Annotated in this window: 20 protein-coding genes; 8 read left to right on the plus strand and 12 right to left on the minus strand. The window is 70.4% G+C overall.

Annotated features, from left to right (window positions below; translation table 11 throughout):
- Positions 1-247: 247 nt before the first annotated feature.
- Positions 248-1,252 carry a hypothetical protein gene (locus tag ACTWPT_RS25100; protein ID WP_443179888.1) on the minus strand — a complete coding sequence of 335 codons (1,005 nt, stop codon included), beginning with the start codon at positions 1,250-1,252 and terminating at the stop codon, positions 248-250.
- A gap of 76 nt (positions 1,253-1,328) precedes the next feature.
- On the minus strand, positions 1,329-2,618 hold the full coding sequence (locus ACTWPT_RS25105; RefSeq protein WP_443179889.1) for an MATE family efflux transporter: 1,290 nt from the start codon (positions 2,616-2,618) through the stop codon (positions 1,329-1,331).
- A gap of 50 nt (positions 2,619-2,668) precedes the next feature.
- Between ACTWPT_RS25105 and ACTWPT_RS25110 the strand changes: the two genes are divergently transcribed.
- A complete protein-coding gene (locus ACTWPT_RS25110) occupies positions 2,669-3,637 on the plus strand; it encodes an aldo/keto reductase (protein WP_443179890.1) in 969 nt (322 codons plus the stop codon).
- Positions 3,638-3,732: 95 nt separating this feature from the next.
- On the opposite strand, the gene thpR is transcribed toward ACTWPT_RS25110, so the two are convergent.
- The 4 genes from thpR to ACTWPT_RS25130 all read right to left on the minus strand — a co-directional run bounded on the left by thpR (position 3,733) and on the right by ACTWPT_RS25130 (position 7,569).
- The gene (gene thpR, locus ACTWPT_RS25115) at positions 3,733-4,290 is read right to left on the minus strand and encodes an RNA 2',3'-cyclic phosphodiesterase (protein ID WP_443179891.1); all 558 of its coding nucleotides are present in this window, start codon (positions 4,288-4,290) and stop codon (positions 3,733-3,735) included.
- Positions 4,291-4,302: 12 nt separating this feature from the next.
- Positions 4,303-5,529, minus strand: coding sequence for an MFS transporter (locus tag ACTWPT_RS25120; RefSeq protein ID WP_443179892.1), 1,227 nt, complete (start codon positions 5,527-5,529; stop codon positions 4,303-4,305).
- A gap of 23 nt (positions 5,530-5,552) precedes the next feature.
- Positions 5,553-6,005: a MarR family winged helix-turn-helix transcriptional regulator gene (locus ACTWPT_RS25125; protein WP_443179893.1), complete on the minus strand. Its 453-nt coding sequence runs from the start codon at positions 6,003-6,005 to the stop codon at positions 5,553-5,555.
- Positions 6,006-6,126: 121 nt separating this feature from the next.
- Positions 6,127-7,569 (minus strand): NCS2 family permease, encoded by a 1,443-nt coding sequence (locus tag ACTWPT_RS25130; protein WP_443179894.1) that lies wholly within the window; start codon positions 7,567-7,569, stop codon positions 6,127-6,129.
- A gap of 80 nt (positions 7,570-7,649) precedes the next feature.
- Here ACTWPT_RS25130 and ACTWPT_RS25135 point away from each other — a divergent pair, with 80 nt between their 5' ends.
- Together ACTWPT_RS25135 and ACTWPT_RS25140 are read left to right on the plus strand one after the other, a co-directional pair.
- Positions 7,650-7,859: a DUF2530 domain-containing protein gene (locus ACTWPT_RS25135; RefSeq protein WP_443179895.1), complete on the plus strand. Its 210-nt coding sequence runs from the start codon at positions 7,650-7,652 to the stop codon at positions 7,857-7,859.
- A 93-nt stretch (positions 7,860-7,952) separates the two neighbouring features.
- On the plus strand, positions 7,953-9,419 hold the full coding sequence (locus ACTWPT_RS25140) for an alpha/beta hydrolase (protein WP_443179896.1): 1,467 nt from the start codon (positions 7,953-7,955) through the stop codon (positions 9,417-9,419).
- A 175-nt stretch (positions 9,420-9,594) separates the two neighbouring features.
- Here ACTWPT_RS25140 and ACTWPT_RS25145 read toward each other — a convergent pair whose 3' ends face one another.
- Together ACTWPT_RS25145 and ACTWPT_RS25150 are read right to left on the minus strand one after the other, a co-directional pair.
- Positions 9,595-12,630, minus strand: coding sequence for a sacsin N-terminal ATP-binding-like domain-containing protein (locus ACTWPT_RS25145; RefSeq protein WP_443179897.1), 3,036 nt, complete (start codon positions 12,628-12,630; stop codon positions 9,595-9,597).
- Between the two features lie 494 nt (positions 12,631-13,124).
- Complete coding sequence (locus tag ACTWPT_RS25150; RefSeq protein ID WP_443179898.1) at positions 13,125-13,931, minus strand: DUF3027 domain-containing protein; 807 nt, start codon at positions 13,929-13,931, stop codon at positions 13,125-13,127.
- A gap of 204 nt (positions 13,932-14,135) precedes the next feature.
- Here ACTWPT_RS25150 and ACTWPT_RS25155 point away from each other — a divergent pair, with 204 nt between their 5' ends.
- Positions 14,136-15,677, plus strand: coding sequence for an MFS transporter (locus ACTWPT_RS25155; RefSeq protein ID WP_443179899.1), 1,542 nt, complete (start codon positions 14,136-14,138; stop codon positions 15,675-15,677).
- A 62-nt stretch (positions 15,678-15,739) separates the two neighbouring features.
- On the opposite strand, the gene ACTWPT_RS25160 is transcribed toward ACTWPT_RS25155, so the two are convergent.
- Both ACTWPT_RS25160 and ACTWPT_RS25165 read right to left on the minus strand, forming a co-directional pair.
- A complete protein-coding gene (locus tag ACTWPT_RS25160) occupies positions 15,740-16,135 on the minus strand; it encodes a cold-shock protein (protein WP_443179900.1) in 396 nt (131 codons plus the stop codon).
- 89 nt (positions 16,136-16,224) lie between these two features.
- A complete protein-coding gene (locus ACTWPT_RS25165) occupies positions 16,225-16,845 on the minus strand; it encodes an HAD family hydrolase (RefSeq protein WP_443179901.1) in 621 nt (206 codons plus the stop codon).
- 100 nt (positions 16,846-16,945) lie between these two features.
- On the opposite strand from ACTWPT_RS25165, the gene ACTWPT_RS25170 reads away from it, so the two are divergent.
- Both ACTWPT_RS25170 and ACTWPT_RS25175 read left to right on the plus strand, forming a co-directional pair.
- The gene (locus ACTWPT_RS25170) at positions 16,946-17,341 is read left to right on the plus strand and encodes a hypothetical protein (protein ID WP_443179902.1); all 396 of its coding nucleotides are present in this window, start codon (positions 16,946-16,948) and stop codon (positions 17,339-17,341) included.
- Between the two features lie 34 nt (positions 17,342-17,375).
- Positions 17,376-17,993, plus strand: coding sequence for a TetR/AcrR family transcriptional regulator (locus ACTWPT_RS25175; protein ID WP_305919670.1), 618 nt, complete (start codon positions 17,376-17,378; stop codon positions 17,991-17,993).
- Here ACTWPT_RS25175 and ACTWPT_RS25180 read toward each other — a convergent pair.
- The gene (locus tag ACTWPT_RS25180; RefSeq protein WP_443179903.1) at positions 17,986-18,861 is read right to left on the minus strand and encodes a hypothetical protein; all 876 of its coding nucleotides are present in this window, start codon (positions 18,859-18,861) and stop codon (positions 17,986-17,988) included. The genes ACTWPT_RS25175 and ACTWPT_RS25180 overlap by 8 nt on opposite strands.
- 45 nt (positions 18,862-18,906) lie before the next feature.
- Here ACTWPT_RS25180 and ACTWPT_RS25185 point away from each other — a divergent pair, with 45 nt between their 5' ends.
- Entirely contained in the window at positions 18,907-21,237 is a 2,331-nt protein-coding gene (locus tag ACTWPT_RS25185) for a helicase-associated domain-containing protein (protein WP_443179904.1), read from the plus strand.
- Here ACTWPT_RS25185 and ACTWPT_RS25190 read toward each other — a convergent pair.
- Positions 21,215-22,579, minus strand: a complete 1,365-nt coding sequence (locus ACTWPT_RS25190; protein ID WP_443179905.1) for a hypothetical protein — start codon at positions 22,577-22,579, stop codon at positions 21,215-21,217. The two genes, ACTWPT_RS25185 and ACTWPT_RS25190, sit on opposite strands and share 23 nt — an antisense overlap.
- A 314-nt stretch (positions 22,580-22,893) precedes the next feature.
- Between ACTWPT_RS25190 and ACTWPT_RS25195 the strand changes: the two genes are divergently transcribed.
- Positions 22,894-24,372, plus strand: a complete 1,479-nt coding sequence (locus ACTWPT_RS25195; RefSeq protein WP_443179906.1) for a class I adenylate-forming enzyme family protein — start codon at positions 22,894-22,896, stop codon at positions 24,370-24,372.
- The last annotated feature ends 56 nt before the right edge of the window (positions 24,373-24,428 follow it).

Here is a 24,428-nt window from a genome sequence, read left to right on the forward strand (position 1 = left end):
CCTGGACACCTACCAGGCGGAGGGGCCGCGCTGGTGCGTCTGTCCCGCGCCATCCAGGTCGTCGAGCATGCCCTTCGCGGCGACATGTTCACGGCTCTGCGCCCCAGATAAATCTCCATATTTTACGGTCGCCCAGCTGGGCTCCACCCACCGACGCCAGTGACCGGCCCTCCAGGGGGACGCTTACCAGCTTCACCGGTGCGCCGCCGTCACGGCGCATACTTGACCGGGTTCCAAGGCGAGGTGGTCACCGGGTGCGGCGGGCGATGAAGGTGATCACTCCCGTCGCCATCACCGCCGCCGCCAGCCAGATGAGGACGTCCTTGGCTGTCAGGCCTCCCCCGCTGTTGTCGGCCGCGGCCTGTGGTGAAGGCTCTGGCGTGATCTCCGCGCCGGCCGGGCTGGGGGTCACCGTGGGCTGGGCGCGGGCCGGGAGCGGGACCCGGTAGACCGGGCTCTTCGGGCCCTCCGTGCCGGTGAGCAGGGCGGTGCCGTCAAGGGTGTAGGTGATGGACTCGGCCTGCTTCAGGTCCGGCATCGTCACCTTGGAGATCGACTCGCCGGAGGGCTTGTAGAGGGTGGCGGAGAAGTAGGTGCGGATGACGTAGGAGGAGCCGTCGGGGGCGTAGGCGGCGTCCGTGGCCATGATGGGGGCACTCGCGACCTTGCGGAGGATGTTCGTCCGGTCTGTGCGGAGCTTCTTGGGAGCGGCGTAGACGGATCCCGAGAACTCCTTGGACACCACGTAGAGCCGGCCGGTCTTCGGATTGATCATTATGCCTTCGGCGTTGCGGGCGCCGTCCGCGTACCGGAAGCGGTAGCGGGTCGCGGGCACGGTGGCGTCGCCGAGTGTGCGAGGCTCCATCACCTTGTAGATGGAGATGTCCGGCCATGCCCCGTCCAAGTTGTCGCCGATGTCGGCGAACCAGAGCACCCCGCGGCCGGTGGCCGGGTCCTTCGTCGCGGCCATCGCCTCCCAGTCCCTGGCCTGCGCCCCCCGGACTTGGTAGGTGGCCCGCGTGCGCCCGTTCTCGTCGACCGCGTAGAAGGTCGGGGTGGCGGCGCTGTCGTTGTGCGTGTAGTAGACGCCGTCGTGCGTCGGTGAGACGGCCAGGCCGCTGGACTCCGTGATCTCCGGGTCCTTCAAGGTGAAGAGTTTCTCCGTCCCGTCGTCCGCCGCATGGGCGGGTACGGCGGCAAGAAAGCAGGTCGCCGCGGCGACGGCCAGCACCCTGATCACAACATCCCCCACGCAGTCATCATGCCTCACACGCCGCCTTCCAACGCGGACGTCCACGGGCGACGGCAGGGCGGACCGTGGTCGCCGACTACACCTTCCGCGCCTGGGAAGGCTCAATACGCCGCCGGCCGACCCTGGCGCTGTGGCGGTGGAAGCCGAGGCCCTGGAGCACCATCAGCAGCCCGTTGGCCGCCGCCATCGCCACCCACAACCCGGTGATCCCCCAGGTCCTGGCCACGGGCACGGCGGCCAGCACCAGCAGGCCGTACCCGACGGCGAAGTACCACAGGCTCGCGCTCGACCGCTTGAGCGCGGTGAGCCCCGTGCCCTTGACCGCCTGCGCGGCGTCGCACAAGGACGACAACAACATCAGCGGCAACAACGCCAGCGCCCGCTCACGAACCGCCTGGTCGTCGCTGAACAACGTCAGGACCTGAGTGCCGAACCCCAGCAACAGCAGCGCTCCCACGCCCGCCCCCAGCATCGCGAGCAGGGTGGCCGTCCGGCTCGCGCGCCGGGCCTCGGCGGCGTCGCGGGCGCGGGTCACGTCGGGCACCGACGCCTGGGCGACGGAGACCGAGGCCACCAGCATGATGCCGGTGAGCGTGGTCAGCACCGCATGCGCGGCGGTGTCGCGGGTGCCGGAGGTGCTCGCGGCGAAGGTGACGACGCCGAGCACGCCGAATTTGATCAGTACGGCCGCCGCCAGCGGGATGCTGACCCGGGCCAGCCGGACGATCTCCCCGATCCTGGGCCACGCCCACCCGACGGCCCGCCCGAACGCGCGACGCTGGTTGAAGACCGACACGATCGCCGCCGCCGTCCCCGAGACCACCCAGGCCAGGCCGACCCCGGTGAGCCCGAGCGGCGGCACCAGCACGACGGCCAGCACGCTCAACACCACCGCGGAGGTCAAGCTCGCCCACAACACGTGGGGGTTGCGCCCGAGCGCGATCAGTATGGTGCTCGTGCCGCCGGTGGAGGCGAAGACCATCACCGAGACGGCCAGGAAGTACGGCAGCAGGCCCAGCTCCCGCACCACCTCGCCGGGCACCCCGGTGGCCCCGGCCAGCAGCGGCACGCAGAGCACCACCAGGGCGCCGACCGCACCGGTGGCGAGACTGAGCCAGCGGGCGTCCCGCACGATCGGCACCGCCGCTCCAGGCTCCTCCCGATGCGGCGCGACGAACGGCCCCAGCCCGCGTAACGCGCCCTGGACGGCGGCGGTCGCCGGATTGACCACGGCGATCATGACGGCGAACGCGGCGAGCGTGACGGTGTCGTGTTTGCCCAGCACAGAGGTGACCACCACCGAGCCCACCAGGCCTGTGACCATCGCGACGAACAGCGGCACCGCGGCACGAAGCAGAGCGATCACCCAACAACCCTATGGCCTGGAGCGCACTCCAGGTCTTTAGGGTTGGAACCATGGAATACGTCAACCTCGGACGCAGTGGCCTACAGGTCAGCCCGCTCTGCCTCGGCACCATGAACTTCGGCCCGCAGACCTCGGAGGAAGACTCCTTCGCGATCATGGACAGGGCCCTTGAGCTGGGGATCAACTTCTTCGACACCGCCAATGTCTATGGCTGGAAGATGGGCGAGGGCATCACCGAGCAGATCATCGGCCGGTGGTTCGCCCAGGGCGGCGGCCGCCGGGAGAAGACTGTCATCGCGACCAAGCTGAACGGCGCGATGAGCGAGTGGCCCAACGACAAGAAGTTGTCCGCGCTCAACATCCGCAAGGCTTGCGACGCCTCGCTGAAGCGGCTGCAGACCGACTACATCGACATCTACCAGGCCCACCACGTCGACCGGGACACCCCGTTCGAGGAGTTCTGGGAGGCCATGGAGATCCTGCGCCAGCAGGGCAAGATCATCTACGTCGGCGCGTCGAACTTCGCCGGCTGGCACCTCGCCAAGGCCCAGGAGACGGCGGCCAAGCGCAACTTCAACGGATTCATCAGCGAGCAGTCTCACTACAACCTGCTCACCCGCACGGTCGAGCTGGAGGTGCTGCCCGCGTGCGAGGACTACGGCCTCGGCGTGATCCCGTGGAGCCCTCTGGCCGGCGGGCTCCTCGGCGGCGTGCTCCGTAAGATCGACAAGGGCCGCTCGGCCGCCGACCACATGGTCGTGCAGCTCGAGAAGCACCGCGACAAGATCGAGCAGTACGAGAAGCTCTGCGACGAGCTCGGCGAGGAGCCCGCGTACGTGGCCCTGGCCTGGCTGCTCAAGCAGCGGGCGGTCACCGCGCCGATCATCGGCCCGCGCACCTTGGAGCAGCTCGACGGCAGCATGCGGACCCTGGAGATCGAGCTGGACGAGGCCGCTCTGGCCCGCCTGGACGAGATCTTCCCCGGCCACAAGACGGCCCCGGAGGACTACGCCTGGTAGATCAGGTCAGCAGCGCGCCGATGACCACGATCAGCAGGAGCAGGCCGAGCACGACAGGCAGCAACCAGGGGCGAGGACGATCCACGACCTGGAGCCTAGCTCCGCTCGACGGGTGCGAGCGCCCATTCGGCGAGTGACTCGTACCTCACGTGGGGTCCCGGATAGCTGCGGACGAGACGGACGTGCTCCGCCCGCCACGGGGAGCCGCTGAACCCGGACAGCGACTCGACCAGCGGGCGGAGGTCTGTCTCGGTCTTGGCGCGGGCCAGCGTGAGGTGCGGGTGGAAACGTTTCTCGTCGGTCTGCGTGGCTCCGGCGCGGCGGGCGCCTGCCTTGACCGAGTCGGCCAGCCTGGTCATGGAGTCACCGGTCACGCCGATCCAGAAGACTCTGCCCCGGCTGGCGGACGAGAAGGCGCCGAAGCCCTCGAAGGCGAGATCCAGCGCGGAGTGCCGGCGCACGGCCCGGGCCAGCCGCACCTCCAGCTCGGGCAGCACCTCCTCGGGCACCTCGCCGAAGAAGCCCAGCGTGATGTGCCAGGTGGTCCGGTCCGGCCAGCGCAGCCCCGGCACCTGCCCGACGTACGGCGCGATCGCGCGCGAGATCTCGTCCAGCACCTCGTCGGGCGGCACCAGGGCCGCGAATAGCCTCATACAAACCGATTATCACGCCATGGCGAGAACGGGTTTCCTCCCGACCCGGCGGCCGATCAGTCGTGTCATGAGCACCGCCAGCCCGGTGCCGGCCAGCACCAGCACGCCGGACAGGATCACGCCCGCACGCGGCCCGCCCAGCTCGGACAGCCAGCCGATCAGCGGTGCGCCGAGCGGCGCGCCACCGGTGAAAACCAGCATGTAGATGCCCATGACCCGGCCCCGCATCTCGGGGGACGTGGCGAGCTGGACGCTGGCGTTCGCGGCCGTGTTGATGGTGATCAGCGCGATCCCGGTCGGGATCAGCAGCAGCAGGTAGGCCGGGTAGAAGGGCGCCAGCCCAGTGGCGATCTGGAACAACCCGAATCCGATCGCCCCGGCGAACAACACCTTCTTCGACAGCCTGGCCCGGCGCGCCGCGAGCAGGGCACCGCCCAGCGCACCCACCGCGAACATGCTGGAGGCCAGCCCGAACGAGGACGCGCCCGCCTTGAACACCTCGCGGGCCATGAGCGCGATCGACATCGAGAACGACTGCGAGAACATCGACACGAACCCGATCAGCAGCACCGGCATGAGCAGCTCCTCGCGCCGGATGACGTACTTCAGGCCCTCTCTGAGCTGTCCCTTCGCTCTCGGCACCGGATCGGTCGGGTTGAGCTCGGCCTTCCTCATGAAGATCAGGCTCGAGATGACCCCGCCGAACGTGAGCGCGTTGATCAGGAAGAGCGGCCCCGTGCCGCCGAACACGTAGATCAGCACGCCGGCCAGCGCCGGGCCGACCACGCGGGCGAGGTTGAAGATGGAGCTGTTGAGCGCGATCGCGTTCGGCAGGTCCCGGCGGCCGACCATCTCGACCACGAACGCCTGCCGGGTCGGCACCTCCACGCAGGAGATCATGCCGAGCACGAACGCCATCACGTAGACGTGCCACACCTGGGCGGTGCCCGTCATCGTCAGGATGCCGATGGTGAGCGCCAGCGTGGCCATCAACGTCTGTGCGGCGATGAGAATGGGGCGCTTGGGGTAGCGGTCGGCTAGGACTCCGCCGAACATGCCGAACAACAACATCGGCAGGAACTGCAGTGCGGTCGCCGTGCCGAGCGCCGCCGCGCTGCCGTGGGTCAGATCGAGCACCAGCCAGTCCTGGGCGGTGCGCTGCAGCCAGGTGCCGACGTTGGAGACGGTGCCACCGGCCGCGAACATGCGGTAATTGTGAATCCTGAGCGACCGGAACATCCCGGTCTTGCGTTGCTCAGGCTCTATATCTTGCTGAGCTTCTCCAGAATCGGCGCGGCCTGCCTGAGGATCGACCTCTCCTCCGGCGAGAGCTCCTTCAGCCGCTGCGTCAGCCACGCCTCCTTGCGGCGTCGCTCCTCCTTCAGCAGCTTCTCGGCGGCCTCGGTCACGGTCACGGTCACCTGACGCCGGTCGGTCGGATGCGGGGTACGGGCGAGCAGGCCGCGTTCCTCGAGCGCGGCGATCACGCGCGTCATCGAGGGCGGCTGCACCTTCTCGAGCTCGGCCAATTCGCCGGGGGTTATCCCGGAATGGCGTTCCACGTCCGCGAGCGTCGCGAACTGTGTGGGCGTCAGCGAGTGCGCCGCCGCCTGTCGTCGGAGGCGCCTGGTCAGCCTTGCCAGTGACACGCGCAGGGCCGAAGCCAGGCCTGCGTCGCTGCGCAGGTCCATCTTGTGCTGGGTGTTGGTTAGCATGAGTCATTACCTTTGCTAACTATAGAGCACAGCAAGATATTTCCCAATCGTTTAGGGACGTCTCACCCTTTGATACCCCGAAGCCGCCCCGCTCGCGCGGGACGGCCCCGTTCCTGCGTACTCAGATTCCCAGCAGTGCCCGGATCGGGCCGATGGCGAAGTAGAGCGCGAACAGGATGGCGACGCCCCACAGCAGCGGGTGGATCTCCCGCGCCTTGCCGCGGACGACCTTGATCAGCACGTAGGCGATGAAGCCGGCGCCGATGCCGTTCGAGATCGAGTAGGTGAACGGCATGATCACGATGGTGAGGAACGCCGGGATCGAGATCTCGTAGTCGTTCCAGTCGATGTCGCGCACCGCGGTCATCATCAGGAAGCCGACCAGGACCAGCGCGGGAGCGGCGGCCTCGTACGGGACGATCTGGACGAGCGGCGCGAAGAAGATCGCCACCAGGAACAACAGTCCGGTGACGACGCTGGCGAGGCCAGTGCGAGCGCCCTCGCCGACGCCTGCGGCCGACTCGATGTAGGTGGTGTTCGAGGAAACGGAGCCCGCGCCACCGGCCGCCGCGCCCAGCGAGTCGACGAGCAGGATCTCCCTGGTACGCGGCAGCGTCCCGTCCTCCTGGACCAGGTTGGCCTGCCGGCCGACGCCCACGATCGTGCCCATGGTGTCGAAGAAGTCCGTGATGAGCAGCGTGAACACCAGCAACGCGGCCAGCAGCACATCGACGCGGATGAACCCGCCGAACGGGTCGAACTCGGTGAACAACACGAGCGGGTTGTGGAACCCGAAGATCTGCTCGGGGACGACGGGGCGGTTCAGCTGCCAGCCACCGGGGTTCTGTGCCGAGAAGTTGCCGGCCTTGGCGAGCAGCTCGACGATGATCGCCAGGATGGTGGTGCCGATGATGCCGATGAGGATGGCGCCCTTGACCTTGCGTGCCACCATCGCGGCCGTGGCCAGCAGTCCGATGATGAACACGAAGATCGGCCACGAGGTCAGGGTGCCCGCGATGCCCATCTCCAGCGGCGGCCCGGCGGGCACCCGGCGCACGAAGCCCGCGTCCACGAAGCCGATCAGCGCGATGAACAAGCCGATGCCGACGCTGATGGCGGTCTTGAGCTGGGCCGGGATGGCATGGAACACCGCTGTCCTGAGCCCGGTCAGCACCAGGATGGCGATGATGACACCTTCGAGGAAGACCAGGCCCATGGCCTCCTCCCAGGTCATCACCGACGCGATGCTGAAGGTGACGAAGGCGTTCAGGCCCAGCCCGGCGGCCATGGCAAAAGGCACTTTGCCGATGACCCCCATGAGGATCGTCATCACGCCGGCCACGAAAGCGGTGCCGGCGGCGACGAGCGCCACGTTGGGCGCCGTACCGTCGCCGATGTACTGGCCGGTCACGTCCTTGCCGGTGCCGATGATGAGGGGGTTCAGCACCACGATGTACGCCATGGTGAAGAACGTGGCCAGGCCGCCCCGGATCTCACGGGAGAATGTCGACCCTCGTGCGGAGATTGCGAAGAATCGATCTATTGCGTTACGTGTGTCGCTCACGCGCGAAGAGTGACAGCATGCGTGAACTGCGAAAAGTGGCAGTAATGAGATCGAGACCCGATTGAAGCTAGGCTGGATCCGTGAAGCAGCAGTGGCACCCCAACCCCGAGCCGATCAAGACCAACGACGTGGCAACCATCGCCGTGGGCACCGCTCTTTGGGCCGTCGCCCTGGTGGTTCTGCTGATCTTCCGCCCCGCCCCGGAGAACGAGTGGTGGATCTGGACCTGCGCGACCGGGGTCGGCTTCGGCTTCTTCGGCATGTGGCTGGTACGCCGCCCCAGAAGCTGACATTCGTCATCTCCGGCACTTCACCGAAGTCACCCTCAAGCGGTGTTATCACCCACTACATCGACATATCCCCGTGCGACCATGCTTGTCAGCATGAAGAAGACCATCGTGACACTCCTCCTGGGGGCCACGGTCCTCGCCGGCTGCGGCACCGGCAATAAATCGGCGGACACCCCTGGCCCCACGGACGCGGGCACGGTTGCGTGGACCCGGTGCACCGACCTGACCGGCGCCGACGGCAAGCCGGCCACCCCCGGCCCCGGGGTCGAATGCGGCAAGATCCAGGTGCCGCTCGACTACGCCAAGCCCGACGGCGAGAAGATCGACCTCGCCCTGATCCGGATCAAGGCCACCGGCGACGACCGCCTCGGCTCGCTCGTCTTCAACTTCGGCGGTCCCGGCGGGTCGGGCGTGGACACGCTGGCCCTGGCCGCCACGGCGTTCGTCAGCCTGGGCACCCGGTACGACCTGGTCAGCTTCGACCCGCGCGGCGTCGAGCGCAGCTCCGGGGTCAAGTGCGGCGGCCAGGTCGAGAAACTGCTGGAGGCAGAGAACGACGCCGACGCCGACCGGCTGGCCAAGGAATTCGCGGCGGCCTGTCAGAAGGACTCCGGCAAGATCCTGCCGCACGTCGGCACCGTACAGGCCGCCAAAGACCTCGATCTGCTCAGGACCGCGTTGGGGGACGCACGGCTCAACTACTTCGGCCTCTCCTACGGCACGCACCTCGGCGCCGTGTACGCCACCCACTTCCCCAAGAACGTCGGCCGCTTCGTCCTCGACAGCGCCTACGACCCCACGGTCTCCTTCGAGCAGCGGGCGATCACCCAGGCGACCGGCTTCGACCAGGCCTTCGAGGCGTTCGCCAAGGACTGCGTGGCGCAGAGCTGCGAGCTGGGCGCCGACCCGGCCGCCGTCGAGCAGACGGTCGAGCAGCTGCTCGCCAAGCTGAAGGACCAGCCGCTCAAGGTGGGAAACCGGGAGCTCACGTACGGGCTGGGCCAGCTCGCCGTCATCACACCGCTGTACGCCAAGGCCACCTGGCCGATGCTCGAGCAGGCCGCCGCGGCCGCCGTCAAGGGGAACGGCACCGCGCTGCTCGCCCTGGCCGACTCCTACACCGGCCGCAAGGCGGATGGGACGTACACGACGGCGATGACGAGCCTGCAGGCCATCAACTGCGCCGACACCGCCGAACGCCCCACCGTCGCCGAGACCGCCCAGATCAACGAGCGGATCAAGGAGATCTTCCCGATCCTGGCGACGGAGGCGTCGAGCGGCGTCTGCGCCCACTGGCCGGTGCGGGGGGACGATGCGGCCAAGCGCATCGACGCGACCGGCTCGGCGCCGATCGTGGTGATCGGCGGCAAGGGTGACCCCGCCACCCCGTACCAGTGGGCCGAAACCCTCACCCGGCAGCTCAAGACCGGTGTCCTGGTCACGTACGAGGGCGAGGGGCATGGGGCTTACCTGAGCGGGAGCGGGTGCGTGATGAAGGCGGTGGACGCGTACCTGCTGGAGGGCAAGCTCCCCACCCCGAGCACCACCTGCCCCGCCTGACCCACCGGCTCCGGGCACAGCAACCAGGGTGTCCACGCCCCACCGCCCCACATCTCGCCAACGCGGTGCGCCAAGGGACGCTCGCCTCGCCGACGCGCGCCGAACCCGGCGCGGCCGGTGGGGCAGGCGGACCGCCAGAGGGCGCACGACAGAGCCGTGGACAGGTGGCTGGTCGTCAGGACAGGTCGGCCTCCGCCAGGAGGAGCGGCACCGACTCAGGGTCGCGGAGCAGGGCAGCCACCGCGAGCCGGTCGTTCCACTGGCCCGTCGCCCAGGCCAGCCCGCGGGCCAGCCCGTCGACCCCCGTGCAATGGACGGCGCCCTCGAAGTAGCGCCACGCGCACTCCACCCCGTCCACCAGCAGCTTCTCGTGCGCCACATACGTCGAGGGCGCCGTGGGCAGCAGGGACCGCACCTCGGCGGGCACCTCCCGTGTCTCCCCCTGCGAGGTGACCTCCCCCGCGGTCAGCTCCCCGGCCAGCGGCAGGTCGAGCAGTTCGGACAGGGACTCGGCAAGATCGTAAGGGGCCAGCACCAAAGGCCGGTCCACAACGAGCTGGAGCAGGTCAGGCGCCTCCACGACGACCACATCCTCGGCCGCCGCCACCACGATCGGCCCATGGAGCACGGCCCGCACCCGGGACGGCGGCGCCACCCGCGAGGGATCCACGACGGCCAGGGCGACCCACAGCGCACGCAGCTGGGCCCGGTCCACCTCGATCGACTCGTCCGCCATCAGGTCCAGGAGCTCCTCCGGCCCGCCGTGCGAGGCCAGCAGCTCGGTCAGGGTTGTACGGACTCCCAGCATCGACAGCGCGCCCTCGTCGAACCCGGGGGGCGCGTCGGCGTACAGGCCCTGGAGCAGCGGGTCGGCCCCGGGCAACCGCAGCTCCAGAGGCTTGCGCCCGCCCAGCACCGGATGGTTGGCCAGCCACCACGCCGTGTAGGACGGCACCTCCACACCCTCGATCCGCAGCGGATGCAGGGCGGCCCGCAGCGGCGGCCTGGTGAGCAGCTCAAGCGCGGCCCGCCAGTCAGCCACCAGCTCCAGATCCCGCACGGCCGTGAACTCTGGCACCAGGGGCGGCACGTCCAGCTCGGGCAGCAGGTCGAGCACGTGGTCGAGCCACTCGTCCTCGCCGTCCAGATCGTGGTCGCAATCGTCGGGATCGAGCAGCACGTCCGCGTCCTGCACCATCGCGAACCCGTCGAGCACCCCCGCCGCGGCCAGCACCCGAGCGCCGTAGGTCTCCTCCAGCTCGGCCGCGGCCACGCCGATGTGCGTGCCGGACTCCAGGATCCCCGCCAGCGCCCCGTCGGCCAGCATGAGCTCCCCGGCCGGGTAGAGCTCGCCATCGGTGCCCGGCAGGGCCAGCTCGGCCAGCCACGGCGCCTCGCCAGGCGCCAGCCCGGCCGCGTCGACGAGGGACAACACTGCCCGCGCCACCAGCTCAGGATCCGGGCTGTCGAGCGACTGCGCGACGGCGGCCTTGGTCAGCGGGTCCTCGAGGACGGTGCGCGGTGTGGCCTCGGCGGCGCCCAGCCTGAGCAGCGTGGGATGGGCGGCGTCCGGGTGCACGATCCGCAGCCCGAGCGGGGTCAGGTCCAGCTCGGCCCCGCCGTCTTTGAGGATCAGCGTGCCGCGCGGCCCGCGTACGAGCCGCCCGTCCGCCAGCGGCACCGGCAGGGCGCCGAGCGACTCGGGGTCGTCGGCGGGCAGCACCTCGTACAGCGAACGCCACCACGACGGCTCGCGCGCCTCCACGACCTCGCCGGACAGCAGGTCCACCACGTCTGACAGCTCCACCTTGCGTACGCCGAGCGCCGTGACGGCGGGATGCCGCGGCGGCCACCCCGCGGGCAGCAGCCCGGGTACGAAGTCGGCGACCGTCTCCAGCAGCTCTCCCGACCCCGACGCGAGCACTGCCGCCTCACGGCCGGAGACCACCCACCCTTCGGCACCTGGCTCCGGCGCCGAGTGCTCGACCTGCCACTCGGCGTCCGGCTCGTAGACGTCGGCGTCGGCGAACGACGGTGTCTGCACAACCGGCGGGGGCGCAGACAAGGCGGGCAACAGGGGCGTGCCGGGCAGCCGGCCCAGCACGGCCCGGCGGATCCTGGCGTCCAGCTCCCCCTTGCCCATGAGGGAGGGCACCAGGTCCAGCAGTTTGGGCGTGCGCGGCAGCTCACGCAGAAGCTTGATGTACGTGTCCGCGGCCCGTTCGACGAGGAAGTCGGTCAGCGGCCCCTTCGCGACGTGCCGCCGGTCGGTGGCCATCGGGAACGACGCGATCAGCAACGCGGGCAGGTCGAGCGGCTCGTCGCTGGGCGTGGGCGCGTGGACGACGGGCGGCACCGTGCCGGGCAGCGGCCCGGGCTCCCCGGTGCCGGTGACGGGCACCGCCCAGCGCAGCGACCAGTGGGGGCGGGCGCGCTCCTCGGTGGGCCGGTCGGCGAACAGCCTGCTCACCTCGTCGGGGGTGAACACGCCCGACTCCGACACCACGTGCCAGCCGTCGGCGACCACCCTGCGGGCCGAGCCGTCGAGGTCGATCTCGATGGTCTCCAGCGCGGGCATGCCGAGCAGCAACGCGGGGCTGGTCTCGGCCAGCATGCGCCGGACCGACTCGACCGCGCCCTGGTCGCGCAGCGGCAGACGGACGAGCGTGTCGAACCCCTCCGGAATGTCGACCATGGGGGGCTCGTCGAACGGCAACCTGAGCAGCGGCACGTGCCCGGACCGGTCGGCGAGCTCGCCCGCCAGCGCGTGGATCTCGCCGACCAGGGCGGCGGTCTCCGTACGCGACCAGCGCACGGCGCCGCTCGCGCGCGAGCCGATGGACGGCGCGTCGGTGACCGAGACCACCGCCGCGAACCCGACGCCGAACCGCCCCGACGCGCCGGTCTCGTCCCGTTTGCCGGAGGCACGCAGCGTGGACAGGCTCTGCACGCCGGTGGCGTCGAGCGGGGCGCCGGTGTTGGCGGCCGTGAGCACGTCGCCGCGCAGCGTCAGCCGCAGCACCCCTGGCACGCCCGCGCGCAGCGCCGCGTCGGCGGCGTTCTGCGCGAGCTCGACGATCAGCCGGTCGCGGTAGCCGCCGAGCGCGAAGTCCTCCTCGGCGTTGGCGTCCTCGCGGAACCTGGCCGGCGAGGCCGTCCAGGCGGCCAGGACGGCGGCTCGCATCCGGTCACAGCCAAAGGTGTCGGTCATCGATCACGATCCAGTGTTGAGGAGTAGGGGCCAGGGTAGGTTAGCCGCCCTGGCCGACAACGATCGCCGACTTCGTCCGACCACCCGGCCGGCCGCTGAGGCGGCGCCTCCGCCCCACCGCCCGGCCAGGCCGCAGGCCCGGCCACCCGGTCAGGTTACGCGCCCCAGCGGACCGCTGACGGCCCTCCCGGCCGCGGGTGTGACGCGTTCCGTCCTGGGCTCCCTGCCAGGTCCGCGTTCCGACCGACTGCCGCGCCAAGTCGCACGCCCAAGCCGATCGCCAGGACTCCTGCGCGCGGGGCCGACAGCCAGCATCGCCACCGACCCAGCGTGCGCCACCGACCCGGCGTGCGCTGCCCGCCTGAAGCGGACCGCTGGCCGGAGGGGACCTGCCAGCGGGAAGCGAGCCGACCGGAGGCGGACCGCCGGCCGGAGGTGGCGCCGACCGGCGGCGGTGCTTGTCATGGGCGCGAGGTCCAGGAAGTCGACCCGGGTCAGGAGTGGCCGAGCTCCTCGGCGGCGGATTCGTCGACCGACCCCGCCGCGACCTCCTCCTCCATCAGGTCATACCCCAGGTCGTCAAGGATCGGGATGGCCTGCTCCACAGGCGGCGGCAACACCGCAGCCTCGGAATGGGCACCGCAGCCGTGGTCGGCGGCCACCACCTTGCCGTCGTCCGGCGCGTACTCATTGGTGCAGACCCCGAACATCTGCCGCAGCGAACCCGCGAGCAGCCAGTAAAACCCGCAGGTGGAGCACTGCGCGGGAGCGGCGTGTGCGATCGGAGTGTGCGGCCCGTGCTCGCCCGAGTGCCAGCGTCTGGCAGCCCGGTCTTTGCCAATGGCCGAGAGCACACGGGCTCGGCCCAGGCCGTACTCGAAAACCGCCTGGTGGTCGGCGTCGTCGCCGGCTTCGGTGAATCCAGGCGCGAGCCTGTCGTCGTCTTCCGGGGTGGGCAGCAGGTCACCCACGCCGAGGTCGCCGGGGCGCAGGCGCTCGCTCCACGGCAGCCATTCGGGGGCCAGCAGCGCTCCGGAGCCGGGCAGCAGGACGGCCTCGCTCACCGTGACCTTCTTGGCACGCGAGGCACGCGTGACCGTGACGGCCCAGCGCCAGCCGTGGTAGGCCCGATCGAGGCAGGCGAAGTAGTGGGTGACGATCCGGTCGCCCTCGCTCTCGAAGCCGAGGTGCTCGCCGGGCCGACCCGGGCGCGCGAGCTCCTCAGCCGCGGCGCGCGCCAGATCGACCGCGGCCGCGCAGGCCTCGTCGGGAGCGGAGACGCGGGCCCTGGTGCGGCTCATTGGGCCGCCTCCGGCGAAAGGTGCTGTTCGCTCACACTTCATTCTCACCCATGAGAGGACCTGGACGGGCACACAACCGGGGATCCTCCCCCGACTCGGTGGATTAATCGGGTAAGACTGGTAGGCGTGGAGGGAGGCTGGGAGCGGGCTCGCCAGATCACGCGGCGCGTAGGGCGAGGAGTCGCCGACGCGGGTCGCGTAACTGTGCGTGCCGGAAAGGCCACGGCCAGCGGCACCGCGCGGGCCGGCAAGGCCACCGCCAAGGGCGCGCAAAAAGTCGGCAAAGCGACGCGCCGGCTCACGTACGCCAACGGCGCGGACCGCACCGGGCTCGGCCGGCTGATCGAGTTGTCGGCGGGCAACAGCGCCAGTGACGCGGTGGTGACGGTGGCGCTGGCGAGCACGGTGTTCTTCGGCGTGCCCGTCGGCGAGGCCCGCGGCTCGGTGGCGCTCTACCTGGTCATCACGATGTTGCCGTTCGCGCTGCTGGCGCCGTTCGTGGGGCCGATACTCGACAGGTTCAGGTCGGGGCGCCGCTACGTGATGGCGGGCACGTTGTTCGGGCGGGGCCTGCTGTGCTTCGCGATGGCCGCCGCGGTCGGCCCCGGCGACCTGCCGACGTTGTTCATCGGGGCGCTGGGCGTGCTGGTGTTGTCGAAGGCGTACAACGTGTCACGGGCGGCGATCATGCCGAACGTGCTGCCCGCCGACATCACGCTGGTGTCGGCGAACGCGCGGGTGGCGCTGTTCACGCTGGTCGCGGCGGGGGCGGCGGTCCCCATCGGGGCCGGCATGACCGCGTGGCTGGGCAGCGCGGCGGTGTTGCGCATCGCGATGGTGGCCTTCCTGCTGCTCGGCGTCGCCGCGGTACGCCTGCCGCGCCACGTCGACTCCCCCGACCTGGAGGAAGAGGGGGCCCAGCCGTCCCGCTGGCGCACCCTGCTCAAGGTCGGCCCCGCGGTCGCCGAGGCGGTCTGGGCGAACGTGGCCATCCGCGTCTTCTCCGGCTTCCTGCTGTTCTTCCTGCTGTTCCTGGTGCAGGACAAGGCGGTGCCGTGGCTGGCGGTGAACCAGGCGTGGGCGCAGGACCCCTTCTTCGACATCCCCAAGACGATCGCGCTGCTGGCGGCGGCGGCCGGGCTGGGCGGCCTATTGGGCGCTGCCGTGGCCAACTGGACGCGTAACCACGCCCCTCAGCTGATCGTGCTGGTCACGCTGGCCGTGACCGTCGTGACGACCATCGCGACCGCGGTCTTCTTCGGGCTGTGGACCGCGCTGGCGATCTCCCTGGTCACCGCGTTCGCGCAGGAATTGGGCAAGCTCGCGCTCGACGCGATCGTGCAGCGGGAGATCGGCGAGGAGGTGCGCTCGTCCACGTTCGGCGTCGTCGAGGCGGTGCTCCAGCTTGCCTGGGTGTCCGGCGGCCTGATCGGGCTGGTGCTCTCGCTGACCCAAAGCAGCCAGGCGGGGCTGATCACGCTGGCCGTCGCGCTGACCGCCGCACTCGGCTGGCTGCTGGTCGCCAGGAGGAAGCGAGTACGCGCCACCAAGGCCAAGCTGGCCAGGCAGCGGGCCGAGGCCGGCGAGCACGACCGGCAGCAGGCCGAGGCCGAGACGGATGAGCAGGACCCGCGGTGGCCCCAGGCGAATGACCACGATCCTCGGCACGCGGGGACGGATGACCACGACCAGCGGCGAGGCGACACGCTGGACTCGACCAAACCGCTGACCAACCCCTTCGGCTGAGCAACTCGCGGTCAGGCCATGGCGGGCCGCGCCCGGCGACCCACCGCGCCCTCAGTTCCGCCCTACGCGTCGACGTCGTCGGCGACGGCCCTCAGCACCTGCGCGATCTTCTTGGCATGCGCCGCGTCCGGATGCTTGCCCCGCTGGTACGAGGTCGAGATCTCATCGAGCAGCTTGATCAGATCCTCGACGATGACGACCATCTCGTCCGGCTTCTTCCGCTTGGCCTTGGGCTTGGGCTTGGCCAGGGTCGGCGGCTGCTCCAGGATCCTGACGGAGAGCGCCTGCTGGCCGCGGCGGCCCTCGGCCACCCCGAACTCGACCTTTTGGCCGGGCTTGAGCGGGCCTGCGCCGGTGGGCAGCGCGGAGGAATGCACGAAGACCTCACCGCCGTCGTCGCGGGTGAGGAAGCCGAATCCCTTGTCGGCGTCGTACCACTTGACCTTGCCACTCGGCACAGGAGGACCTCGTTCAAACAGTCGAAAAGCTGGATGGATGTAGGTTATGCCCCGATGAGCACTGGAGCGAGCGCATAAATGCCGGTGAATTACCGGAGTTCGTCGCGCTGGGACCAACCGGTGTACCACGTGGCGAATTCGGTCAGGTCAGACAGGGCCACATCGGCTCCGTGCTCACGCAGCTCTCCCACGGTGTAGGGACCGGTCGCGACGGCCACGCTCACGGCGCCGCCCGCGCGTGCAGCCTCGATGTCCGCGACATGGTCACCAACATAGGCCGCGGCCCCGAACCGCGCGAGTGCCGATCCCTTGTCGGCGCCGAAAAGCGAGCCGACCACCTCGTCCACGACCAGGCCGAGCGCTTCGACCGTGCCGACGGCGTCCCGCGGGTTCTTTCCGGTCACCACGATGACCCGGCCGCCGGCCGCGCGTACGGCGGCGATCGCGTCGTACGCGCCCTCCATGGCGGTGTGCACCGGAACCCCCATCTCCGGATAGATCTCCCGATACAGGTCCGCCGCCGCGGCGACCTCCTCGGCAGGCAGCCAGTTGGCCAGCTCTACCTCCAGCGGCGGCCCCAGCCGCGAGACTACGGCTGCGCTGTCGATCGGCACGCCCAACCGCACGGACAGCTCGTCGTAAACCGCCGCGATGCCCGTCCGCGTATCCGCCAATGTCATGTCCAGGTCGAATCCCACCGAAGTCGTCACACGTGCAGGATGCCAAACCCGCTTCTACTCTGCGTAACGCCCCTTGTTGTGGGACCGTTGGAATGGGAAGAAAGGAATTACTTATCGGAGAGGAGCGGCCGTGACCGACACCCCCAAGCCGCCGCAGACCGGAGACCGCCTCGTCGCCTCCTCCGCTCCCGCCCGCCCGCACAGGCCCGCGAGACATCTCGGGTCGCCCGTCACGGCATGGCAGCGGGTCGTGGCGTCCCTGGCCTCCCTGGTGAGGCTGGCCTCCAGGGTGGCGGCGCTCTCCTTAGTGCTGTACGCGCTGTTCACGGTCTTCCGTGCCAACCCCGCCAACGTCTGGTACCAGTTCGTCGAGTCCCTCGCCGCATCGCTGTCCCTGGGCCTGGCCAACCTGTTCCAGCTCGCCGAGCCACGCTGGACGACGCTCGTCAATTACGGACTCGCCGCGATCGTCTGGTTGATCATCGGCTCCGCGCTGGCGAGCCTGATCCGACGCGCCGCTCCGTAACGACTACTCTCGATGCGGAGGTATCAGGATAGACATGACCAGATCCACCCGTGAGCGGATCATCGATGAGTCCCTGCGGCTGTTCGCCGAGCGGGGATACTCCGCCACGTCCGTGGCCGAGATCGAGGCCGCCTCAGGGCTGTCTCCCGGCGCCGGCGGCCTCTACAGGCACTTCAAGTCCAAGTACGAGGTGCTCGCCGCGGCGATCAACGAGCACGCCGCCCGCACCAGGACGCAGGTGGCCGAGAGCCTCGCCGAGCTGAGCGGCATGGAAGCCTCCGTGGATCTGGAAGAGCGCCTGTCGCTCCTCTGCCGTGCGGGGCTGGCAAAGGTACGCGAGGAGTCGGAGCTGACCCGGGTGTTCTTCCGCGACCTGAGCCAGTTCCCCGAGCTGGTCGCCGTCGTCCGCGAGGGGCTGCTGCAGCCCATGTTCGACGCGATCGTCACCTGGTTCCGCGCGCAGCCCGAATACCGCGACGCCAAACTCGACTGGACGGGCATCTCGGCGGTGCTCGGCGGCGCCGTCGTGCATTACCGGCTGTTCCAGGAGACCGTGGGCGAGCTCCCCGGCCACGCGGAAAAGGACCAGTTCGTGGCGGCCTGGGTACGCCTGGCGGTCGGTCTGCTCCCGAGCCCGGCGCCGGTCAGCTGACGTCGAGCAGCCGGTACGCCAGCCACACCACGCCGATGCCCGTACCGATCATGAACATGATGCCGCTCACGGCCCAGAACTGCGTCAGGAACGCATTCAGCCCCGGCTCGCTCCCCACGCGCAGGCCGCCGACGAGCACCCCGCCGACCGAGTAGCCGAGCAGCGGCGCGCCCACCCCGAGGAACCGGTCACGAGCCGCCCAGCTCTCACCGAACAGCACCATCACCGCACCCCCCGCCCACACCATGAGCGGAACCGGGAAGATCGCCAGCAGTGGCAGGTCGAACGGCACCAGCAACGCCGCCACCACCAGGATCACCATCGCGGCCGTCTCGCGCGGGTGTTCCTTGACGATCGTCCTGGCGTCCCTGCCGCCCGTGGCCATCGGGTTCGCACTGGCCATGGCCGCGCGTCGCAGCCCCGCGAACGGCATACCCCGGCCTGGCGACCTCGCGACGCGCTCCTGAGCGATCCGACGGTACGCCCGCACGCCCGGCGGCGTGTCCTGGTCGTCGACGATCGCGGGGAAACGCATCGTGGATCCCGTTCCCTGACCCGCCTCGGCCCCGCGACTACCACCGGCGCCTGAGGCCTCACCCGTGCCGGAAGCGCCGGCCCGGTCAGCGGCGTCCGCCGCGGCCTCGGCCAGCCTGCGGGCCTCACGCTCGACCAGCGCCACCGGATCGCCGAACCTGGCCAGCACCTTCGCCACTTCTCGGGCGTTCTGGCTGCCGCCCCGCTCGGCCTCGATCCTGGCTCGCAGCCGCCTGGCGAAGTCCAGCCGCTGGTCGGCCCGCAGCACGCCGTGGGCCGCGTCAGCGGCCTTGGAGACGTAGTTCAGCACGAGCTGGTCCGCGCGCTCTATCACGTCAAGCCATGCTGCCCCAATCAGGGGGGACATACCATGGCAACGATGGAGTTCACGGAGTGGATCAGGGGGCGTACCGACGAACAGCTGCGGGCGCTCGTCTCCGCGCGTCCCGAGCTGATCACCCCGGTGCCCGCCCACCTGGAAGGTTTGGCGTCGCGAGCGGCCAGCCCTTCGGCGATCGGCAGAGCGCTCGACCGGCTCGACCGTTTCACGCTCGCCGTCGTCGAGACGCTCGCCGCGCAGGACGGCCCGGTGCCGAAGGAACGCCTGCGCGAGCTTGTCAGCGCGGCCTTGGAGGACGGCGACGCCGAGCCCGCGCTGTCCACCGCGCTCGACAGGTTGTGCGACCTCGCCCTGGTCTACGGCCCTGAGGACGCGCTCGACCTCGGCCCCGGCGTACGCAAGGTCCTGGAGGACCCGGCCGGGCTGGGGCCCAGGGCGGTGGACGCGTTCCGGCACCATCCGCCCGAGCAGCTCGACGAGATGGCCGACGACGTCGCGCCGGGCACCGCGGGCTCGGGCAAGGAGCGCCTGGCTGCCGTGCTGGCCGCGCCCGCCGCCCTGATCGAGGAGGTGTCGCCCGGGGCCAGAGCTGCGCTCGACCAGCTCACCTGGGGCCCGCCGACCGGCCGGGTGCCCAACGCCAGGCGCGAGGTGCGCCGTGACTCGGCCCGTTCCCCCATCGAGGAGCTGCTGGCCCGCGGCCTGCTGGCGGCGACCGGCGAGGAGAGCGTGACACTGCCCCGCGAGGTGGGGCTCTACCTGCGCGGCGGGCGGGTACACCGTGGCCTGCTGGCCGTGCCGCCACCGCTCGAGGGTGCCGTCCGCGACCGGAAGCTGGCCGACCGGACGGCGGCCGGGCAGGCGTTCTCGTTCGTCAGGTCGGTCGAGGAGCTGTGCGAGCGGTGGAGCATCGAGCCGCCGGGCGTGTTGCGTACCGGCGGGCTGGGCGTGCGGGACCTGAAGCGCACGGCGAGCGAGCTGGACCTGCCCGAGTGGGTGGCGGCCCTGGTCGTCGAAGTGGCGCACGCGGCCGGGCTGATCGCGGCCGGCGGTGGGGTGGACGGCGAGTGGCTGCCGACCCCCGGCTACGACCTGTGGCGGGTCAGGGGGACCGCGGACCGGTGGGTCACGCTGGCGGCCACATGGCTGCATATGGACCGGATGCCCGGGCTGGTGGGCGAGCGGGACGAACGCGACAGGCCGCTCAACGCCCTGCACACCGACCTACGCCGCTCTTCCGCGCCCGGCGTGCGGGCCGCCACGCTGGGCGTGCTGGCGGCGGCGCCGGGCCTGGCGCCCGCGCGCGACTCCGTGCTGGAAAGGCTGGCGTGGGAGAAACCACGCCGCCGCGGCCCGCTGCGCGAGCAGTTGACCGAGTTCGCGTTGCGGGAGGCCGAGCAGGTCGGCGTGACCGGCCTGGGCGCGCTGTCCGGGCACGGGCGGGCGCTGATCGAGGGCTCGGACGCCGCGGGCCTGCTCACGCCGCTGCTGCCAGAGCCGGTCGATCACGTGCTGCTCCAGGCAGACCTGACCGCGGTCGCGCCGGGGCCGCTCACGAGCGAGCTCAACCGCTGGATGACGCTGACCGCCGACGTCGAGTCGAAGGGCGGGGCCACGGTCTACCGGTTCAGCGAGGGTTCCATCCGGCGGGCGCTGGACGCCGGGCACGGCGGCGAGGAGCTGGTGGCCATGCTGGCCAGGCACTCGGCCACGCCGGTGCCGCAGGCGCTGTCCTACCTGGTGACCGACGTGGCACGGCGGCACGGGCGCATCCGTGTGGGCACCGCGAGCGCGTACATCCGCTGCGACGACCCCGCGCTGCTCGACCAGATCACCGCCGACCGGCGCTCGGCCGCGTTGCGGTTGCGCAGGCTCGCGCCGACCGTGATCGCCTCACGATCGTCCCGGGCGGCGCTGGTGGACTCGCTGCGGGCGATGGGGTACGCGCCCGTGGCCGAGTCGCTCGACGGCGACGTGATCATCTCGCAGCTCGACAGCCGCCGCACCGAGGCGGCGGCGCCGGTCCGCGCTGCGTCCACGGCCAACGGCATCGACCCCGGGGTGGTCGCGGCGGCCGTCCGCGCGCTGCGGGCGGGCGACGCGGCGCATCTGGCACGGCGCGAGCCCGTGGAGGCCCCAAATGGCCAGGTGCCGCGTGGGCCCGCGACCGACACGATCTCGGCCCTGCAGGAGGCCATCAAGCAGGGCGTACGCGTGTGGATCGGCTACCTCGACTCGCAGGGCAACGCGACCTCGCGCATCCTGGAGCCGGCCAGGATGGAGGGCGGCTACCTGACCGCGTACGACGAGACCAGGGCCGCCGTCCACCGCTTCGCCCTGCACCGCATCACGGGCGTGGCCGGACTCTAGCGCGTTCGGCCGTCTGTCTGACCAGCAACCGATCCGCCATGGTCGCCGTGGTCCCGGTGCCGGCGGCCAGCCGTCGCAGGCCACTCAGCGCGTCGGCCGGGTACCTGATCGACAGCCCGCCGGCCAGTGCCAAGGCCGCCGCCGTCGACCTGGCCGGGTCCGTGGCCCAGGCCAGCGCGAGCCTGAGCGCCTCGGGCGCCAGCGTGTCGTCGGCACACATGAACGACAACGTCTCGGCCGCCGCCAGCCGCTCCGCCGCCGTCCCGGGTGCCCAGACCTCGAGGAACTCCTGCTGGGCGTCCTTCAGCGCGTACGCCGCCAGCGCCGCCACACCCTCCGCGGCCCGTACCCGGATGTCGAGTCCTTCACCGGCCAGCGACCTGACCCATTCGCGCAGCGGCTGCCACAACCAGAACCCGTACCGCGCGACCAGCTCGGCGAGCACCTGCTCGCGGTGGCGCGGCACGCGGAAGGTCACCAGGCCGCCGGAGACGGCGATGAGCGGATGAGGGCGGGCAGGCGCGTGCGGCCCGCGCTCATGCGCCTGCCAGATGCGCTCCAGCCGGGCGCGCTGGGCCTCGAAGGCCGGCTCGGCCAGCGAGTGCGTGAACGCGAGCGCCGCCGCGGCCAGCACCTCCCGCATGGCGGGCTTGGTGTCGAACCAGGCCGCCACCTCTTCCCCCGCCGGCTCTTCAGCCGGCCCCAGCCCGGCGGCCAGCCGCACGACCTGCGCGGGGGTGGCCAGGGTCGGCGCCCGGTCCCTGGCCCGGGCGAGCACCTCGGGCGCCAGCCCGGCACGCAGGTCATACGTGCTCAGGCACAGCTCGAACAGCTCACCGGGATCGGGCGCGCCCCACGCCTGCTCCACCTCGACGACCTGCGAGGGGGCGCCGTTCCTGGTGATGACCAGGTACGAGCCGAGCTCGGCCAGCTTGCGCGCCAGGTTGACCAGCTCGGTCCTGTCGGTGCTGGCGGCGATCCAGTCGTGCAGCAGGTACGCCCTGCCCGGCGCGTACTCGGTCCTGGAGAGCAGATCGGCGGCGGTCCTGGCAGGCGACAGGACCGTGATCGTGCCCTCCGCCAATGACATGCGCGACAGCAGGGCGATGGCCCCCAGGCGTTTGCCCGCCTCCTCCTCGCCCACCAGGACGAGCAGGTGGTGCGCGGCCAGCCGGCGCACCGCGTCGGGGAAACCGGGCGGCTCCAGGTAGGAGCGCAGGAGGGTGTCGGCCTCCCGCCGGGTCAGGTCCCGGGTGACCGGTGGGACCGTCGCCCGCAACCGGTCGTTGATATGCGTTATGTAGTCGAGGTCGATCTCGCCCGCTTCAGGCGTATCGGTCACGAAGTCACCTCGGTGCCTGACGAGAAAATTTCCTACAGAAAATATCTTGACCCAACGAGTTTCTTCTTTTTATACGAGAGAGTTGCACTGCGTTACCATGCCGCCTGACCAGGCACTTCGCGCGTTCTCGCATCCAGAGCCGCTCACACTCCCCTAGATCTTCCACCTTTACACGATCTAGTACAACAAGAAAACACGAACGGCCACAGAAGCAGATATAGGCCTATTTACCACGCAGTAGCACACCATCCACAATGACTAGTCAACCTGGCCGAGGCTTGACGACGAGTCCCCCGTCGCATCAGGTTGAGCATGTGACCGAGCAAACGCTGGGCCGACTGGCCGAGGAGTCATGGGACCGTTTCGACGATCATGACGCGACGTTCTACGAAGGCGTCTGGCACCGCCATCGCGGGCTCGCCGAGCGGGCGCGCCGGATGTGCGGCGGGTTCGCGGCGGCGGGCATCAGGCCCGGCGACCGGGTGGTCGTGATGATGGCCAATTCGCCCGAGGTGCCGCTGATCTACCAGGCGCTGTGGGCGGCGGGCGCGGTCGTGACGCCGGTGGTGTTCCTGGTCGGAGCCGAGGAGCTGCGGCACATCCTCCTCGACAGCGGCGCGGCGGCGATCGTCACCTCCCCTGAGCTGGAGGAGACCGTGCGGGCCGCCGGTGTCGACATCCCCTTCTACGTGGACACGGCCGAGCTGGAACAGGCGTCAGAGCACGGACCGGTCCGCAGGGACCCTGGTGACCTGGCCGCGCTCATGTACACCGGCGGCACCACAGGCAAGGCGAAAGGCGTCATGCTGAGCCACCGCGGCCTCTGGCAGGTCGGCAAGGACGCCTGGGACATGTCCCACCAGGAGGGCAAGAACCGCGCGATCGTGCCGGTGCCGCTGTCCCACGCGTACGGGATGATCATCACGGTGGCCTCGATGCACGCCACGGAGCCGCAGCAGGGCGTGCTCATGCGCTGGTTCGATCCGAAGGCGTTCCTCCAGCTGGCCGCCGAGCAGCGCGTCCAGTACGGCACCGTCGTGCCCGCCATGCTCCAGATGCTGCTGGCCGAGCCGCTGGAGTCACACCCGCTGCCCGACCTGTCCTACCTCACCTGCGGGGCCGCGCCGCTCGGCAAGGACCTGCTGGAGGAGTTCGAGCGCAGGATGCCCGGCGTGCAGATTCTCGAGGGGTACGGCCTGACCGAGACCAGCGCCGTCACCACGTTCAACCCGCCGGGCCGGCGCCGGACCGGCAGCGTCGGCCTGCCGCTGCCGGGCTACACGATCACCATTCGCGACGGCGAGGGCGAGCCCATGGAGATCGGGGACGTCGGCGAGATCTGCGTGTCAGGCGAGTCGCTGATGCTCGGCTACTGGGGCGAACACGAGCCCGACCCCGACGGCACCGCGCTGGTCGGTGAGGAGCTGCGGACCGGCGACATCGGCTGCGTGGACGACGACGGCTACCTCTACATCGTGGACAGGAAGAAGGACCTGATCATCCGCGGCGGCTTCAACGTGTTCCCCCGCGACGTCGAGGACGCGCTCAACCAGCACCCCGACGTGGTGATGTCGGGGGTGGTCGGCCGCCCCGACCCGCGCATCGGCGAGGAGGTCGTGGGGTTCGTGCAGCTCAAGCCGGGCGGTACGGCCACGGCCGAGGAGCTGATCGAGTGGACCCGCGATCGGGTCGGCCGGGTGAAGTACCCGCGCGAGATCCGGTTCGTCGATGCGATCCCGGTCACGAGCGTGCTCAAGCTCGACCGCAAGGCGCTGCGGGCCCTGCTGACCTGACGATCTATCGCAGGATCGCGAACCGAGGTCAGGCACGTCTCCATTCCGTGATAAGT

This window comes from Nonomuraea sp. 3N208 (assembly GCF_052245935.1).
GTDB lineage: Bacteria > Actinomycetota > Actinomycetes > Streptosporangiales > Streptosporangiaceae > Nonomuraea.

Bases quoted from the DNA above. Each gene is read 5' to 3' on its own strand.
- ACTWPT_RS25145 (WP_443179897.1), bottom strand. From the start codon at position 12,630: ATGACCGACACCTTTGGCTGTGACCGGATGCGAGCCGCCGTCCTGGCC.
- ACTWPT_RS25150 (WP_443179898.1), bottom strand. From the start codon at position 13,931: ATGAGCCGCACCAGGGCCCGCGTCTCCGCTCCCGACGAGGCCTGCGCG.
- ACTWPT_RS25120 (WP_443179892.1), bottom strand. From the start codon at position 5,529: ATGTTCCGGTCGCTCAGGATTCACAATTACCGCATGTTCGCGGCCGGT.
- ACTWPT_RS25175 (WP_305919670.1), top strand. From the start codon at position 17,376: ATGACCAGATCCACCCGTGAGCGGATCATCGATGAGTCCCTGCGGCTG.
- ACTWPT_RS25140 (WP_443179896.1), top strand. From the start codon at position 7,953: ATGAAGAAGACCATCGTGACACTCCTCCTGGGGGCCACGGTCCTCGCC.
- thpR (WP_443179891.1), bottom strand. From the start codon at position 4,290: ATGAGGCTATTCGCGGCCCTGGTGCCGCCCGACGAGGTGCTGGACGAG.
- ACTWPT_RS25125 (WP_443179893.1), bottom strand. From the start codon at position 6,005: ATGCTAACCAACACCCAGCACAAGATGGACCTGCGCAGCGACGCAGGC.
- ACTWPT_RS25185 (WP_443179904.1), top strand. From the start codon at position 18,907: ATGGAGTTCACGGAGTGGATCAGGGGGCGTACCGACGAACAGCTGCGG.
- ACTWPT_RS25110 (WP_443179890.1), top strand. From the start codon at position 2,669: ATGGAATACGTCAACCTCGGACGCAGTGGCCTACAGGTCAGCCCGCTC.